This is a genomic window from Belnapia moabensis DSM 16746 (assembly GCF_000745835.1).
Classification (GTDB): Bacteria; Pseudomonadota; Alphaproteobacteria; order Acetobacterales; family Acetobacteraceae; genus Belnapia; species Belnapia moabensis.
This window is the reverse complement of the sequence record NZ_JQKB01000059.1, coordinates 14,910-30,915: the sequence shown is the minus strand read 5'-3', so window position 1 is coordinate 30,915 and position 16,006 is coordinate 14,910. Positions and strand designations below refer to the sequence as shown.

The window sequence follows — 16,006 nt, the reverse complement described above, 5'->3', positions numbered from 1 at the left end:
CCCGCGTGCCGCCAGGCGAGATGGAGACATGGATGTCATGCTCGAGCGCTGCCGAGGCGAAGGGCGCGCCCTTGAAGCCGCTGTCGCCGAGGAGGTCACCTTCAAAGCCGAGCGCGGCCAGCCGCGGCAGCATCGGCAGAACGCCGGCACGGTCGTCCGTGTTGGCCGGCTGCAACTCAAGATCGAGCAGCGAACCGTGCTTGTCGCAGACCGCGAACAGCTTCACGCCCTTGACCAGCTTGCCACCGTCGATGCCACGCACCCAGGCGGTCGGGGCTGACCGCAGGGAGCGGCTGTCGGCCACCACCGCCGAGGGCAGAACCACGTCGCCGCAGGCCAGCCGCCAATCGAGCGCGAGACGTTGGCCCAGCCGGCGCCACAGGCCCAGGCGGGTCCAGCGCGCGAAGCTGCTGTGCAGGGTGGTGAAGGGAACACCCGAGAGCCAACCAGCGATGCGCCACTGCATGCCACCGAAGGTCAGCATCCAAATCACTCCGATCAGGCGCCGCCGCAGGCTCAGGTCCGGCTTGCGGCCACGGCGGTGCACGCCGACCCGCTCGCGGTCCATGGCTTCCAACTCGGCCTCGACGGCGAAGACGAACACCTCCACATCGGTCAGGATGTTCCAGCCGTCGCCGCGTCTGGGGCGGGGAACGCGACGGGCGGACGGCGGCGGCAGATCAACGAGGCTCAGAATGTCAGTGCTGGACATCGGCCCGATATGGTCGGGGCCGGCGTACGGTCCAATGTACCGGTTCCGAGCTAACCCGCCCGCTTATTTCGCGTTCAGATTCTTAGCCACCTCCTATCGGTGGCGACTATACTTGTCAGTCCGCAACCCAGAATTCGATTTGCAAGCCGTACTTCGGCCAAGTTCGAGCGCCGACATCAGTGTCAAGCGCTGGCTCAATCTGCTTGGCATTTTGCGGCAACGGAGCGAACAGTTGTTTGCGCAGGGTGAGCCCGCACCGCCCCGACCGGCTTCTCGGCGGGGCTCTGGACGGTAGCACCCGGCTGGTCGGGTGCCGAAGTTAGGAGCCCTGCCATGGCCCTCTCCGACACCGCCCGCCGCATTCTGACCGAGGCCACCCAGCACGCGCTTCGCCTCGCCGCGCCGCCTGACAAGCTCCCAGTCGCCGCGTGCCGGTCGGTTTTGGCCAGCCTGCTCAAGCAGGGCTATGTCGAGGAGTGCGCGGTGCCAGACGAGCTCGCCGCCTCCTGGTGGTATCAGCAGGATGGGACACAGCTCGCGGTGCGCATCACCGAGGCGGGATTGGCTGCTATCGATGCCGCCACGGCGGACACCGGCGCAACGGTCGAGACCGAGCTGGCTGCCGGCCCAGCCCCCGCCGACGCCGCCCAGAAGCCCGGTAGCGCGTCGCTAGTGGCCCCCGCAACTGCGGCGGTCCTCACGATGCCCACCGGCGCAAAGCCCACCGAGCAGCCCTCCACGACGATCTCGACACGCCCCAGCCTGCGCGAGGCTGCCCACCGCATCCTCGCCGCCTGGGACGAAGAGCCTGGCGACCGTCCGGGCCTGCCTGACGCCATCGCCGCGCTCCGCGCCATCCTGGTCAAGCCCGCGGCGTCACCCTGCGCCGCCGGTTCCCGTAAGCCGGGTGAGGGCACCAAGCAGCAGCAAGTGCTCGCCATGCTGCGCCGGCCGGAGGGCGCCACCGTCGCCCAGATCGCCGAGGCCACCGGGTGGCAGGCCCATACGGTCCGAGGCTTCTTCGCCGGCCTGAAGCGGCGCCATGGCATCGCGGTCGAGGCTGCCGAGCGGGTCCGGCAGGTCGGCCCCGGCCAGGAAGGCGCCAAGGGCAGCTACACCGTCTACCGCATTGCGGAGGCAGGCTGATGCGGCCGCCGCTGCATACCAGTGCCAGACTGGCGATCGGGCCGTACCGGGTCTCGACTGCCGAGCAGGGCCAGTACGGGCTCGGTTCGAGGCGGAACAGGCGAGCGTCCAAGCCTTTGTCGAGGCTCAGAGCTGATCCTGGTTGCCCAGTACCAGGAGGTGGCCAGTGGCAAAGATGACCATCGGAGCTGCTTGCAGGCAGCGTTGGGGCAGTGCTAACTGCTCAGGCTTCTTTGGGGCAGATCAGCGGGACGGCAGTGCCCGTGCCAGTTCCATCCGCAATGCTTGAAATTCAAGCGGCTTGGTCAGGAAGCCGTCCATCCCCACAGCACGGCTCGCGGCGGCATCCTCGGGCATCGCATTGGCGGTGACCGCGATGATCGGAACGCGCGCAGCTGGGCCCTCCAAGCGGCGTATCAGAGCGGTGGTCGCGTAGCCGTCAATCTCCGGCATGCTGACATCCATCAGCACCGCATCAGGCAATGCACCGCTGGCCAGTGCCTCTATCGCCGAGCGGCCATCGGCCGCCTCCTCCACCAGGTGTCCCTCCGCCTCCAGTAGAGCGCGGGCGAGCATGCGGTTGGCGGGAACATCGTCGACCACCAGCAGGCGCAGCGGCCGCGTCGGGGTCAGCGGAGGCGAGTCTTGAACGGGTGTGGGTTCTTCCTCAAGCAGCGCCGTCGGCAGCGGCAATGTCGCCGAGAAGCTGCTGCCCTGCCCATCAGGTCCTGGGACGTATTCGAGCGTGCCACCCATGCTGCGGGCGAGGGCACTACTGATCGCCAGCCCAAGACCGGTGCCCACCCCCGCCGCTATCTCCCGCCGGCCCTGGTTGAACTCGCCGAAGAGACTGTCGCGTAGCTCGGGTGGGACGCCAGGACCACTGTCTGTAATGGTCAGGCGCAACGCACCTGTTGGGGTCCACTCCGCCCGCAGCGTGATTGCGCCGTCCTCAGGCGTGAACTTCACTGCATTGCCGAGCAGATTGAGCAGGATCTGCCGAAGCCGGACCGGGTCTGCCAGCACTGCCCTCGGCACGTCATTGGCTACGTCCAGCCGTAAGGTAAGCCGCTTTTCCAATGCTGCCCCACGGATGAGGTCGAGCACCTCAGCCAGCCATTCGCGGAGCCGCACCGGCTGGGGCGAGAGGTCCAAGCGCCCTGCCTCAATGCGGGCCAGATCGAGCACGTCATTGACGATTGCCAGAAGGTGCCGTCCGGCGGACTCCAGCGTTCTGGCTTGCTCGCGCTGCTTGGGCCCTAGCGAGGGATCCCGTGCCAGAACTTGCGCCATGCCGAGCACACCGTTGAGCGGTGTACGCAGCTCGTGGCTCATCCGGGCGAGAAAGCGGGATTTCTCGCGGCTAGCCGAAGCCGCTGCGTCGCGCGCTGCGGCGAGCACGACGTTGGAGGCAAGGGCAGTTCGTTCTCCAGCTAACGCTAACAAGAGAACGGCAACGCTGGAAATCAGCGTGATGGCGAGGATTGTGAGAACGACGTTCCAACTAGCCTCTGGTGGAGCCGTGCCGCTCGTCTCGAAGGGCAGGATGAGTGCTGAGGCTGAGCGGAGTGCATGAACTACGCCGTGTGCGAGCAGCACGCCAATTGCTGCCCGGTGCGAAGGCAGACGCTGCCTTGCCATGCCCTCACGCAAAACAAATGCAATGAGGACGCTATAGGCAGCGATTGTTGCCGAGGACAGGGCGACGCGCGCTGGGAGCGAGTTGAGAAAGTCTGGCAGGAGACAGGCGGCCGACCAGACGATGGCACCGGCAAACAGGCCGACATGGTCCACCTTCCGTCCTGAGAACTGGCGGGCGCCGTTCCAGAGCAGACCGTAGCCGAGGCCGAGCCCGATATTGCCTGGGATGATGGCTATCCAAGGCGAGACCGTGTCGCGCAAGGCGAATAGCAGCATGGCCACAGCCCAAACCGCATGCGCTGCACCCCACCAAGCAACCGCTAACTGGGTCCTGTCTCGCCGCCAAAACGCTAGAAAAAGCCAAGCGAAGATAACAGCCAGGGCGAAACCGAGGGCAGTCCGGGCAGACGAGATAAGTTGCAACCTTGCACCGATCCTGTGGTCATTGTGACGGCGGCCCCTACCGTCAAGTCAGACAAAGCGTGCCGGCACTGATCCGGCCATGAGGCGAGACTGTATACGCCTGCGCGCAGAGGCCCAGCAATAAGCGACTTTAACGAACCGAATGCCCGCGACCGATCGCCAGTTCACGGAGGCGCACTTTGCGTCCCGCTGCGTATTCGATTTTCTCGGTCCTCTTTTGACCACCTTTGCTTCAGTCGGCATAGGGTATGCGAACAAACCTCAGCCTGGATCTACCCTAATGCGACGCTGCATCGCAGCGGCATCGGACACCGCTGGGGACAGCGCAGGAACTCTTCACTTACGGAGCATTCAAATAGTTCAGCGGCTACTGGCGACAGTGAGCAATACAGTGGACCGTACGCGCGTAAGGTAGCTTTCCCAGCAGGTCGATGAAGAGCTACGTGCATTAGCTCACGCCTGCCACAACTCCGCCCGCTCGAAAATGCTGGTGAACTGCTCCGGCTCGGCCATCGACCGCCCGATCGCCATGATGAGCGCCACAGCCGCGTCGATCTTCTGCTCCGGCCGCGCCTTGGTCGGATACAGGTTGCCTCGACGATCGGGCTTGCCGACCACGTTGCCAATGCACCACTCCAGCACCGGGTTGCCGTCATGCTGGAGGCGACCTGAGCGCATGGCAGCATCAAGTTCGATGATTGCCGGCGAGAAGTTCGCCGTAGTCGACCGGAACTCCACCATCTCGACGTCCTGCGCCCGTAGCCGCTACGCCAGGGGCGTCGATAGCCAGGGGCCGTAGCCGACGCTCATGATACGAAAGCGCCGGCTACCGTCCAGGATGTCGTCCTCTGTGGCTTGGAAGTCCGTCTCACTGCCAGGTGTCGTCAGCACAAGGTGCTTGGCTGCTCCAGCTTACGGCTCAGACGAAGATGAAGTCGCCCGGGCCTAGTTCGTCGGGACGGATCCCTGAAAGCTCTATGCGGTAATGCCCAAGCCGCAGCACGGTGTCGTCCGCGTCGCCGCGGATATCCAGATCTGCGAAGCCTTTGCCGTTGCTTACCTTGAGTTGCAGGTGATCGTGACCCGGCTGGAAGTCAGCAACCGTCGCCTTGGTAGGTCCATCCAGTACGAAGCGGTCGTCACCCTCCCCGCCTCTCAATGTTTGATGTCCTCGCCCGGCGACCAGAATGTCATCCTGCATGCTACCAATAAGTTCCTCACGCCCGTTGCTGCCGACCACTAGCTGCGGCAGATCCGGATGCTCAGGTGCTACGTCGCTGCCTCGGCGTTCAACGAAGGTAAAAATATCATCCTGGATGTTCTTCGTATCCGTGTTGCGCAGGATGATGTCAGAAAGAGTTGTACGCTCGATCTCAGATAGGGTCCTGGCGTCGAACCCTTGAGCCTGAAACCAGAGACGATCACCATCCCTCAGGGCCTCAAACTGATCCGCAACAATGGCCCGAAACGTCTCACCAAGGAACGCTCCTGGGGCAAGAGACTCAGACAATCCTCCGGTCCAGAGGTCAATTTTATCCACCGTCACAAAGGCCTGCCGCAACGCATCGACGGTGGCTGAATCTTGAGTAATATCCTCAAACTCATCATATGGGGTAAGACCGAGGGCTGTTCGGGTTTGGTTAAGCGTTCCGATGCCTACATCGCGTCCCCGCTGTATATTAATAGCGGCGAGATCCTGCCCGACGTCAGCGTCTACCAAGAAATTTCTTAAATCGTCGACAATCCGTGCGTCCATGGCCTGAGCCAAGTCCGCACCTAAGTGACGGAGAAACCCGTCGGCGCCACTGTCTGTGACAAAGGCAGTAGGTGGCATGAAAAAGACGTCGCGCAGCTCAAGATCGGCGCCTGCCACCTCACCTCGTTCATCTTTACGTTCGGTTTCGGCAGAGACGGTCGAGTGGCCCCAACGGTAGGCAGCGCCGGCGAACTCTACGCTAAGCCGCGGATCCACGGCTGGATTGTAGCCGGAGTAGTCAGAGATGGCGTCTGGCCCGACGAGATGTGGCAGGAACTCCTCGTAGGTGATATGCGCAATCTCCGCTGCAACGATAGCTCGCGCCTGCTCGTATAGCTCGTCCCCGGTCAAGCATGGTTTGGCTGCGTGTAGCCGTTCAACCTGCCAGTTGTGCTCACGCACAAACAACGTATGTAGCGCCGTCAATGCGGGGTTTTCTGCGGCGCGTACGTCACCAGCCAAAAACTGGCCCCCGACCACGGGGAGGTTGTCGCCATCTGATGTTTTCATGCGCCCGTTGGCCAGGCGCAGGCTTGCCGCGGTCGCTGTATCGGAGCCGTAAACCATAGAGGCGTCGAGCCATCCGGTCACGGCATTGAGTGGCGTTGCAGGGTTCTCGGGACCGGTTCCGCTTGTGGAATGCGTGACCGCGCGGCTCAACAGAATTTTAGTGCCATCTGGGAAGTCGGGATCGCCCTGTGGCACAGCGATATCGATGCGGGTTACACGATCAGAGGGCGTGCGGGTGATGTCATGGTCGATAAATTGGCCCCAAGCATACATCATACCCGAAAGGCCCTGACCATTCGGTGTCGCCGCCTCTCCCTCACCGACGACGACATTGCTAATCATGCGTGGATTCGGCCCGTCCACCATCTCATGGACACCGTCCGTGTAGCGCGCCGGCCCAATGCGGACGAACGCGGAGCCAGAGGCGTTCAGGTCACTTTGAGTGAGGCTGTTGTTTGAGCCATCTACCGTCCGGAACTCCATCACACGGCCTCCTTTTGGCCATAGGCAAGAGTCAGCGATCGGCCCCAACCGATAGTCGGCGGCCATTGCTTTTTAACCTGATGAAAGTTTCGCCGCGCACCTTGCGCGCAGCCTGCGCTAAGCGTTCAGCAGCGCGGATGCCACAACGGAGATCTGTAGAGTGGTTGCCCCAGCTGGATAGAAGCTATTGCACCGCGAGGCGGCTGGGGTGGCATTAACCTCGCTGGCAGCGTCCTTGAATGCAGCCGTAGTTTATTCCTCGACAACGATGTCTCGCTTAGCGATCTGAACCTTGCGTATTCAAGCACACGAAGCATTGCCGCCGGCGAGGAAGTAGTGATAATTCGCCTTACATTACTGCACCAACGCACCGTGGAGATGTCCAACCTCAGATCATACCTGATCTTTTGTGACTGCGAGTTCTCTGCTTGCGGTGCCAACTTCCACGAAGACCGTGTCACGCTTTCGCCCAAATGCGGCGCTCCCATACTGGAGACACAGAACGGACCCGTCACTATCGCACAAGTGTCGGGCGCCACCATCCTTGGTTCTGTTAGCGCGTGAGGCGACTTCATGTTCAGCCCTCCCCGACCGTAAGCCGATGCGCGAAGGCGTACAAACGTTCCAGCGAACAATCTCGCCGGCTCTTATTCTTAATTTTCAACGTTTTACCTACCAGGAAGATGGCGCAACATTTTCTCACGCGCAAGGGGAATCTGAGAGTAAATAACAAGCGTTTTATACAGCCTCTTTATCTCGCGACTTCGACACGCGTGGCGGGTTCCAGATAACAGCAATACTTGGATCAATAAACCTGTGCGCGGATGCAGTTCGAGACTTGCGCTTCGCTGGCATAGATTCGCGCACGACCTCCCAGCGATGTCTAACAAGGACCAGCGTAGCGGTAGTAAGTTAATCCCATGTGCTCTGACGCAGTGCTTCACGCCATCCACAACTCTGCCCGCTCAAAGATGCTGGTGAACTGCTCCGGCTCAGTCATCGAGCGCCCAATCGCCATAATGAGCGCCACGGCGGCGTCGATCTTCTGCTCTGGCCGCGCCTTCGTCGGGTAAAGATTGCCTCGGCGATCGGGCTTGCCCACAACATTACCGATGCACCACTCCAGCACCGAGTTCCCGTCATGCTGGAGGCGGCCCGAGCGCAGGGCAGCGTCGAGCTCGATGATCGCCGGCGAGAAGTTCGCCGTGGTCGAGCGGAACTCCACCATCTCGACGTCCTGCGCACGTAGCCGTTGTGCCAGCTGCGTCGACTGCCAAGGGTCGTAGCCCACGCTCACGATGCGAAAGCGCCGGCTCAGCTCCAGAATGTCGTCCTCGATGGCCTGGAAGTCAGTCTCGTTGCCCGGTGTGAGGATGAGGCGCTCCGCCGCCGCCCAGCCGGGATAGGCGGCATTGCGCGCCTCGAGCACCGCCTCCTCGTTCAGGTAGCAGCGGACGAAGGCGGCATAGGTCGTCTTGCCCGTCTCGCGGCAGGTCTGGGGGAACACCAGGGCCAGCGCTGCCAGGTCGGTGCGGCTGGCGAGGTCGAGGCCGAGATGGCACTCCTGCCCCTCGAAGTCCTCCAGACGCAGCTCGGGGCTACGGCACGCCTGCCAGGCGCGCATGGAGAACAGCGCCTCATCCGCGCCGGACCAGATGTTCAGGTGCCGGGTCCGGGCTGCGGTCTCCTGCGCTAAGTTGTTCCGGGCCTGTCCCATGATGGCGCGGATCGCGTCCGGCTGGACCGCTTGGCCCCAGCTCGGGTTCGCCTTGATCCAGGTCGCCTCGTTCCAGGGGTCGTCCTCTGGGTCGGCGGCGTAGATCAACGTAAACAAGCGCTCGTCCTCCTGGGCGCCTTCCAGCACCCGCACGCCATAGTCCCAGAGCTGCTTGCCGATGCCGGTGGTGTTGCCGGTGGCCGTGCTGATCGACAGCAGCAGCGGGTGCCGCCGCTTGCCCATGGCGGTCAGCAGCACGTCATAGACCTCGGACGTCTTGTGCGAGGCGATCTCGTCGCACACCGCCACCTGCACGTTCAAGCCATCCAGCGCCTTGGCATCAGAGGAAACCGGCGCGAACTTGGAGGCGGTCGCCTCCTGGTACAGGGCATTGGCGCCCACGCCGACGCCGAACGCCTGCCGGAAGGCGCCAGTCTTCCGGACCATCTGCTGGGCGGCATCGAACAGGATCCGCGCCTGATCCCGCGTCACCGCCGCGGCATAGCCCTCAGCACCCCCTTCACCCTCAACGAAGGTCAGGTAGAGCGCGATCGGGGCGGCCAGGGTGGTTTTGCCGTTGCCGCGGGGGACGAACACCACCGCCTGGCGGAACCGGCGCGTGGTCGTGCCGCGCTCGACGAAGCCGAAGATGCTGGCGAAGACCAACTTCTGCCACGGCATCAGGCGCAGCGGCTGGCCTGCCTCCGGGCCCTTGATGTTCGGCATCTGGCCGGCGAACAGCAGCGCCGCATCGACCAGATCCGGCCGGAAGGCCCAAGGCCCCTCCCCTGCCTCGGCAGCGGCCTTGTCGCGCAGGAAGCGCGCACAGGCGAGGCCAGCAAGGCGCCCGGCCGGGATGGCGCCACCGACCACCGCCTCCGCATAGGCGACGGCCTCAGCGACGCCCTGAGGGGCAGCTGAGCCCCTGTTAGCCAGCGCTCTTGCCGCCATGGATCACCTTCAGCTGGCTCCAGGGGGACTGCTCCTCGGCCGGCTCCTGGGCGCCAGCGGCCAACCTGGGCCGGGCCGCTGGCGAGAAGCCGAGCTCCGAGGCGGCCTTGATCATCAGCGCCGCCGCCCGGTTCATGATGCCGATATAGGGCGACTGCACCGGCGTGCCGTCGCGGGTCTTGGTCAGCAGTGGCAGGCTGGTGTTCTGGTCCAGCTGCGCCTGCATGGTGGCCGCGGTGCGGTAGCGCGCCTCAGCCTCGACCCAGACTGTCAGCAGGGTGCGGTCGATCTGCTTCAGGAGTCCACGCGGCGCGTGCTCGAGGGCGTAGCGCCAGCCGGTCTGCTGCGCCTCGGTCATCCAGGCCGGCGGCTCAGGCAGGAGGTCGCCAGTGGCCTCGGGCTCGCCGCTGCGGCCCTTGCCATGACGAGTGGCGTTAAGGGTGCCCCGAAGCTTGTGCAGCTCGGTCGGAACGGGTTTGCGGCCGCGCATCTCAGGCCGCCTCGGCGATCGGGAACGCCAGGCCATCGCCCTCGCGCACGGCCTGCTGGCCGGTGAACGCCTGCCAGCGCAGCACCGCCACATCGACATAGGCCGGCGACAGCTCGATCGCGTGGCAGGCGCGGCCCGTCATCTCGGCGGCGATCAGGGTGGTGCCCGAGCCGCTGAAGGGCTCGTACACGGCCTGGCCAGGGCTCGAGTTGTTCTCGATCGGCCGGCGCATGCACTCCACCGGCTTCTGCGTGCCGTGCACCGTCTCGGCATCCTGGCCACGGCTGGCGATCTGCCAGAGGGTCGTCTGCTTGCGGTCGCCCGCCCAATGGCCGCCAGCGGCCTTACGGACGGCGTACCAGCAGGGCTCGTGCTGCCAGTGGTAATGCCCGCGTCCGAGCACCAGCCGTTCCTTGGCCCAGACGATCTGGGCGCGGATCTCGAAGCCGCAGGCGGTGAGGCTCTCGGCCACGGCCGCGGCGTGGAGGGCGCCATGCCAGACATAGGCCACCTCGCCGGGGAACAGCACCCAGGCTTCGCGCCAGTCGGCTCGGTCGTCATTGGCCACGGCGCCAGTGCGGCGGGTCGTGCTGAGGCCAGCGCGGTTGCGCCAGGCTGGGTCGTACGCGACGCCGTAGGGCGGATCGGTGACCATCAGATGCGGCCGCACGTCGCCCAGAGCGGCCTCGACAGCCTCCGGCGTGGTGCTGTCGCCGCACACCAGCCGATGCCGTCCAAGCAGCCACACGTCGCCAGGGCGGGTCACCGGCTCGGCTGGCGCCTCTGGCACCGCGTCGGGGTCGGTGAGACCGGCGGTGCCCTCCACCAGCAGCGAGGTGAGCTCGTTCTCGCTGAAGCCGATCAGCGCGAGGTCGGCGCCCATGCCCTGAAGATCGGCGAGCTCGATCCGCAGCAGCGCGTCGTCCCAGCCGGCGTTCAGCGCCAGCTTGTTGTCGGCGAGCACATAGGCGCGCTTTTGGGCGTCGCTCCAGCCGCGGGCGACCATGACCGGGACCTCAGTGAGGTCGAGCTGCCGCGCGGCGAGGACGCGGCCGTGGCCGGCGATGATGCCGCCTGCCTCGTCCACCAGCACCGGCATCGTCCAGCCCCACTCGCGGATGCTGGCGGCGATCTGGGCCACCTGTGCGTCGCTGTGGGTGCGAGCGTTCCGGGCATAGGGGATGAGGCTGCCAATGGACCGGCGCTCGACGGCGTCAGCGGGCCAGACCTGTGCGATGTGGCTCATAACGGCCCCGGTCGATAAATTCGCAAGCAAAGAAAATCAGCGGGGGCTCGGTCACGGCGCTGGGAGGCCGGCGACTTATGCATCCCCCCGGGTCGCCATCGACCGGGCGCCCTCATCGTCGCGCGTCCACGGCATCGCGCTGCGACTCTCGTCGGTGGCAGGGCACGCAAATCGGCATCAGCCAGCGGCGGTCGAGACGCAGTGGGTCGTGGATGCCGTGGAACCCGCGCATGTGGTGCACCTCAGTCGCCGCCGTGACGCGGCCCGCTACATGGCACATGCGACACAGTGGCTCGTCGGTCAGCACCTGCAGACGCAGGCGGCGCCAGTCCTCACCGTACCCGCGTGCTGTGCTGCTGGCGTTGCCCTCGCGTCGGAAGCCAGCCGCCGATGGCCTCCAAGCTTCAGAGCGGTGCAGCGGTGAGCGGAGCGGCATGTTGGCGTCCTTGGGACGAAGCGCCGCAAACCAAGTGGCGCAAGGCAACTATGCGGGCCACGACTACGAGGAACAATAACCTTCCTCTTCGCTCTACTGCGAAAGTTTCCGCAGCTCGTGCGCCATGCGGCAGTGAGGCTGCGGTCGCGGCCGAACCAGCCGGCGTGGGTCGCGCGCTCTCCAAGGTGGTTTGGGTGGTTTGGTGGGTTTAATCCGACACCCTCTCTAAAAACGTCACATCATATCCGATACACAACAACAATTCTCACTGTGACATTTCCACACGGGGTACCGGAATCAAACCACCTAAACCACCAAACCACCTGTGCCCTCGGATCTGTAGACGAGAGGCTCGGCGACTGTGGTTCGTAATCACCGTCATCGCTCAGGCAGAAGGAGAAGCAGCCACGCTTGGAGCAAAAGGCAACCACACAGAGGACAAGGGCAACGTCCCAGTTCGCCGCGCGTGCGTGCGTGCGACGCTGACCGAGGATGCATCGCTGCAGCGGCGCCGGCCGTGCTCGCTAAAGGCCTTGAGGAGCCGTTAGTCCGGCTTGATCCCTACACTCCGCGCGATCCCTTGCCAGGTCGCCAGCTCTGTGCGGATACGCGCCGTAAACTCCTGCGGGCCAATGAAGTCCGGTACCGCGGCCTGGGTGGCGAGCTTCGTGCGGGTATCAGCCGTCGCGGCGAGCGCCTTAAGGTCGTCTGCCATGCGCGTCACAAGGGCGGGCGATGTTCCGACCGGCGCCATGATGCCGAACCACAGGCCGCTATCAGGCACGGGGCGGCCAAGCTCCGCCATGGTCGGCACCTCGGGCAGTTCTGGCGCACGCTTCGGGCCAAGAATGGCAAGCGGCCGGATCTGCCCTGCTTGATACGGACCAACCGCGCCCGCCATCCCATGGGCCAGGAGCGGCACACGACCGCCAAGCACGTCCTGCATCAACGGCGCAGTGCCGCGATAGGGCACATGGGTCAGGGAGATGCCGAGCGCCCGGCATACCGTCTCCCCGCCAAAATGCCCGGTGCCGCCGACGCCGGTGGTGCCATAGGCCAGGGTACCGGGCTGAGCGCGGGCCGCGGCGGCCACCGCCTCCAGGTCGCGCCACGGTTGGTTCGCCGCACACCAGAAGACGTTCGGCGCGGTGCAGAAGGTTCCAACAGGAGCGAAGCTGTCGGGCAGCGCATACGGCATGCTCGGATGGATCGCCGCGTTCAGCACAACGGCGTTCGACGCGAAGAACAGGGTCAGCCCGTCTGGTGCGGCCCGCGACACCACTTCCGCTGCAACGGAGGACGAGGCCCCGGCGCGGTTTTCCACCACCACGGTCTGCCCCCAGGCCGTCTGCAAACCCGTGGCGGCGAGCCGGCCGATGAAGTCGGTAGGTCCGCCGGGCGGGTAGCCGATCAGCATCCGCACCGGGCGGTCGGGCCAGGATGTCTGGGCTCGACTGGCAGTGGCGACGACCACGCTCGGCAAGGCGAGCATCGCGCGGCGCGTTGCCGCGACAGTGGTGTTCATGTCCGTTTCCCTCCCAGTTCTGCGGCCATCAAAAAACAGGCCGCTAGGAATTGAAACGGTGGCGCAGGAACTGGTCCCTGCGACATACTGGCTACGCACAGTGCTCCGCCGGCAAGCGAGGGTGGGAAGCCCCCTACCCCCGCCAGGAGCTCTGCTCGATGGACGCCGAGCTTATAGAAACTTAGTCAGCCCCATCACCCGCCGGCGCCTCTGTGACGACTTGCATCTGCCAACGCGCGATGCCGCCACTCATGCCGGCACGGATGAGCCGGCGACCTTGCGCAACCCTGCCCTGGTTGCCTGCCAGCCATTTGCCAAGCCTCTTGCTGTTAACAGCACCGCCCTCGCCGGCGACAGCCAGTAACGCTTCCCGGAAGTCGGGACGGCGGAACTCCATCTTTGGATAGAAGCCAAGTCCAGTGACTTGCTCTGTCGCCTTATCAATAACATTTCGGACAGAAACTATGTCACCGCCGAGGACCTCCTCCCATTGCTCCAGCACAGCAAGCAGCGCATCCAGCTTGGGATCACTTTCACGCACTCCTTCCATCGTCGCCACCGGATCGGCCTCTCCCAACCAAAGCAGCGCAGCACGGACCCAATCATTCCAGATCTGATAGGAACCCAATGGAACAGGGCGCTTCGGCCGGCCTGCGACGTGATAGGCTCGTAGAATGGTGAGCGCAGCCACCAGATAGCGCCCACGATCAGCTTTGACGATCTCGATCGGATCGCTCAGGAATTCACGGAGCTCTGGACGCTCGACCTTAGGATCAAGGCGGCATAGCACTGCTCGCCGTGTAAGGTCGCCCACGAGGACAAGGTTGTTGCCGGTCGCGGTTACAAACGCATTGGTCGGCAGCTCTGGTACTTCAGACCTGCCCAGAATGCGCGCACGTACGACAGGCTGCGTCAGCGCACAGCAGAGAAACTCACCAGCAAGCGGAGCTTCACAGTTGTCGATGGCAATCACGGGATCACCAGCCAGCAGGTGAGCGCCGAGACGCTTCTCCAACTCCTCTTCAGTCCTGCCCTGAGAAATAACTCCGGCTCCGTAGCCGGTGGCGATAATACTGAATGAGTCGACCAGTTTCGATTTGCCGGACCCAGCTGCCGGAGCAGAGAAGGCATGCATTGGCGCTGTCGGTAGCGACGATCTCACACATGCCGTCAGGATGGCTGAGAGAGCGACTGCATGGCTCGGCGCATCGACGAAGGGAAAGCTGGCAATTAGCTCCACAAGCACCTGCAATGCAGCAGCAGCTTCGGCCTTGGTAGGTTGATCAGGAACAGGGGGGAATACCGTCGCGCCGGCATCAAGAAGTAATCCCGTTGCACGATCGTAGCCGGGGGTTGAGAGGATGCTGCCATCCGGTCTTAGAGTCGGCGCGTTGATGATGCCGGCTAGAACCGGCAATCGCCATCGCCCAACGCGCTGCAGGTAAGTTCTGGCGACCTGCATGGGCGCGTCGGCAGTAATTATCTTACGTCTTCGTGCGTCATAGCGTTCCCATTTGGCCGCGGCAGTCATTGCTTCGACTAAGGCATGTTCGCCCACCTCGAGAATGCGTTGTGCAGCAACCTCCTGGCCACTTGCGATGGTGACCAGAACCGTGCCGGGGCGGACTATGTGCGCCCCACGCTGGTATAGTCCGAGGCCGCTTTCGAGCAGTGCCTGCTCTGCTTCATTCACCATGCCAAGTAGCTGACCCGGCTCGATGCAAATGCACGGCCGTGGTGCCTCATGGTCTGTCTGAGTGGCCGCGTTCATGACGACACCCCCTCACGCTTGGCCCGCTCTCGGCGCCACTGCTCCCGCAAGGCGCGGCCGGTGTCTTCCAGCGCCATTTCGGGGGTTGGGGTTGGGGTCTCTGAGGACGTCGGGTAATCTGACTGCTCTCGCCAGCGTCGCCGAAAGGATGGGTTCCGCCGCGGGTCGCTCATGGCGGCGGCGGATGCGGCGTCCTTCATGCGGACCTCCGCTGCGCTGCCTCGAACGCCTCAATGTCCTCAAGACGGTAGAGCACGCGGCCGCCGATCTTGAGGTATGGCGGCCCCTTATTTTCGTAGCGGTAGCGCTCTAGTGTGCGATGGCTGCCGCGCCAGCGGCGAGCAAGCTCGGCCTGGGTGAGATGGCGAACTGTCTCAGACGCGAGCCTGCTTGGGTCGCGCGGGTGCTGTCGTACCTGCTGATTCATCATGTCGCCCTATTGCGGAGCGGCGCGGGATGCGCCGGGCGACCTCGTCTTTATGCTGCTCCAATGCGCTTTGCGAAACCTCCGTGAAACCTCCGACCAGAATGATTAGTCCGAAAAATTCGGGTGAGTAGTCAGAGGTTTGCAAGATATCCTCCTACAATTCTCCTAACGACGCGGCCCAGGTCTCCGCCAAGGTTCGGGAACAATGCGGTTTCGGATATCGTAGAATCGATCGCGTCCAATCGCGCATCCGAAGTGATCCTTTGCGTCATCCAAACACTCAGGTCCCGTCGGGGGCGGCAATCCGACCGGCCGAGTCTCGACACGGTCCCGTAGCCATCGCTCTATCTCAGCGTCTTTCACCCGCGCCCTGGATTTTGCTTTAACCGCCGCAGGCGAGGCCTCTCGATTGGATGGCAACAATAAGTTTGTCCGACCATCTTCAGGAGCTGCTGACTCAATCCAAAGCGCAACAAGCCGCATGCCCCCGGATTGCCGAGATTTCTTCTCTGTTCCTGTCCAGTATAGAACCGTGACGGTCTCCGCGAGGATGTCGAATTTAAATAAAAGGTCTCTGCCATTTTTAGTGTCTCGTTCAGTGCCGTCAGAATTGTAGGCGGTAACGAACAACTGTCTCGGGAGAGTGCTGCGAGAGGCATACAGCCTCAACTCCAGATTGTTCCCAGTAACGATGAGATCGTCACGCTGGGAAATTAAACTACAAAATAATCTCAGTAACCAAACGTCTCTTGCGCGCGTGCGACCGAGTTGT

General features: G+C 63.7%; 10 protein-coding genes and 1 pseudogene. 1 reads left to right on the top strand and 10 read right to left on the bottom strand.

Going from position 1 to position 16,006, the window contains the following annotated elements:
• The coding region (locus EP26_RS23390) for an IS5/IS1182 family transposase (RefSeq protein ID WP_043342254.1) at positions 1 to 604 on the bottom strand (604 nt) is incomplete at its 3' end.
• Between the two features lie 441 nt (positions 605 to 1,045).
• Here EP26_RS23390 and EP26_RS36890 point away from each other — a divergent pair.
• Positions 1,046 to 1,858: a DUF3489 domain-containing protein gene (locus tag EP26_RS36890; RefSeq protein WP_052389569.1), complete on the top strand. Its 813-nt coding sequence runs from the start codon at positions 1,046 to 1,048 to the stop codon at positions 1,856 to 1,858.
• Between the two features lie 243 nt (positions 1,859 to 2,101).
• Here the strand turns inward: EP26_RS36890 and EP26_RS23380 are convergent, their stop codons facing one another.
• The 9 genes and pseudogenes from EP26_RS23380 to EP26_RS33485 form a co-directional block, all read right to left on the bottom strand.
• A complete protein-coding gene (locus tag EP26_RS23380) occupies positions 2,102 to 3,775 on the bottom strand; it encodes an ATP-binding protein (protein ID WP_052389568.1) in 1,674 nt (557 codons plus the stop codon).
• 600 nt (positions 3,776 to 4,375) lie between these two features.
• A pseudogene (locus EP26_RS23375) lies at positions 4,376 to 4,666 on the bottom strand (terminase TerL endonuclease subunit); the annotation flags it as partial.
• 175 nt (positions 4,667 to 4,841) lie between these two features.
• On the bottom strand, positions 4,842 to 6,671 hold the full coding sequence (locus EP26_RS33495; protein ID WP_169747466.1) for a peroxidase family protein: 1,830 nt from the start codon (positions 6,669 to 6,671) through the stop codon (positions 4,842 to 4,844).
• A 940-nt stretch (positions 6,672 to 7,611) separates the two neighbouring features.
• A complete protein-coding gene (locus tag EP26_RS23365) occupies positions 7,612 to 9,339 on the bottom strand; it encodes a terminase large subunit (RefSeq protein ID WP_043342241.1) in 1,728 nt (575 codons plus the stop codon).
• A complete protein-coding gene (locus tag EP26_RS23360) occupies positions 9,317 to 9,829 on the bottom strand; it encodes a phage terminase small subunit P27 family (protein ID WP_043342240.1) in 513 nt (170 codons plus the stop codon). The genes EP26_RS23365 and EP26_RS23360 overlap by 23 nt, the downstream gene beginning before the upstream one ends.
• Position 9,830: 1 nt before the next feature.
• Positions 9,831 to 11,075: a site-specific DNA-methyltransferase gene (locus EP26_RS23355; RefSeq protein ID WP_043342239.1), complete on the bottom strand. Its 1,245-nt coding sequence runs from the start codon at positions 11,073 to 11,075 to the stop codon at positions 9,831 to 9,833.
• Between the two features lie 980 nt (positions 11,076 to 12,055).
• Positions 12,056 to 13,036: a Bug family tripartite tricarboxylate transporter substrate binding protein gene (locus EP26_RS23345; protein WP_043342238.1), complete on the bottom strand. Its 981-nt coding sequence runs from the start codon at positions 13,034 to 13,036 to the stop codon at positions 12,056 to 12,058.
• 181 nt (positions 13,037 to 13,217) lie between these two features.
• A complete protein-coding gene (locus EP26_RS35180) occupies positions 13,218 to 14,807 on the bottom strand; it encodes a hypothetical protein (protein WP_157033703.1) in 1,590 nt (529 codons plus the stop codon).
• A gap of 196 nt (positions 14,808 to 15,003) precedes the next feature.
• Complete coding sequence (locus EP26_RS33485) at positions 15,004 to 15,234, bottom strand: helix-turn-helix transcriptional regulator (RefSeq protein WP_084112851.1); 231 nt, start codon at positions 15,232 to 15,234, stop codon at positions 15,004 to 15,006.
• Positions 15,235 to 16,006 lie beyond the last annotated feature (772 nt).

What these genes read in the sequence shown, in the direction of transcription:
- EP26_RS23345 (WP_043342238.1), bottom strand. Translation starts at nt 13,036, where the DNA reads ATGAACACCACTGTCGCGGCAACGCGCCGCGCGATGCTCGCCTTGCCG.
- EP26_RS35180 (WP_157033703.1), bottom strand. Translation starts at nt 14,807, where the DNA reads ATGAACGCGGCCACTCAGACAGACCATGAGGCACCACGGCCGTGCATT.
- EP26_RS23365 (WP_043342241.1), bottom strand. Translation starts at nt 9,339, where the DNA reads ATGGCGGCAAGAGCGCTGGCTAACAGGGGCTCAGCTGCCCCTCAGGGC.
- EP26_RS23380 (WP_052389568.1), bottom strand. Translation starts at nt 3,775, where the DNA reads ATGCTGCTATTCGCCTTGCGCGACACGGTCTCGCCTTGGATAGCCATC.
- EP26_RS23355 (WP_043342239.1), bottom strand. Translation starts at nt 11,075, where the DNA reads ATGAGCCACATCGCACAGGTCTGGCCCGCTGACGCCGTCGAGCGCCGG.
- EP26_RS23360 (WP_043342240.1), bottom strand. Translation starts at nt 9,829, where the DNA reads ATGCGCGGCCGCAAACCCGTTCCGACCGAGCTGCACAAGCTTCGGGGC.
- EP26_RS36890 (WP_052389569.1), top strand. Translation starts at nt 1,046, where the DNA reads ATGGCCCTCTCCGACACCGCCCGCCGCATTCTGACCGAGGCCACCCAG.
- EP26_RS33485 (WP_084112851.1), bottom strand. Translation starts at nt 15,234, where the DNA reads ATGAATCAGCAGGTACGACAGCACCCGCGCGACCCAAGCAGGCTCGCG.
- EP26_RS33495 (WP_169747466.1), bottom strand. Translation starts at nt 6,671, where the DNA reads ATGGAGTTCCGGACGGTAGATGGCTCAAACAACAGCCTCACTCAAAGT.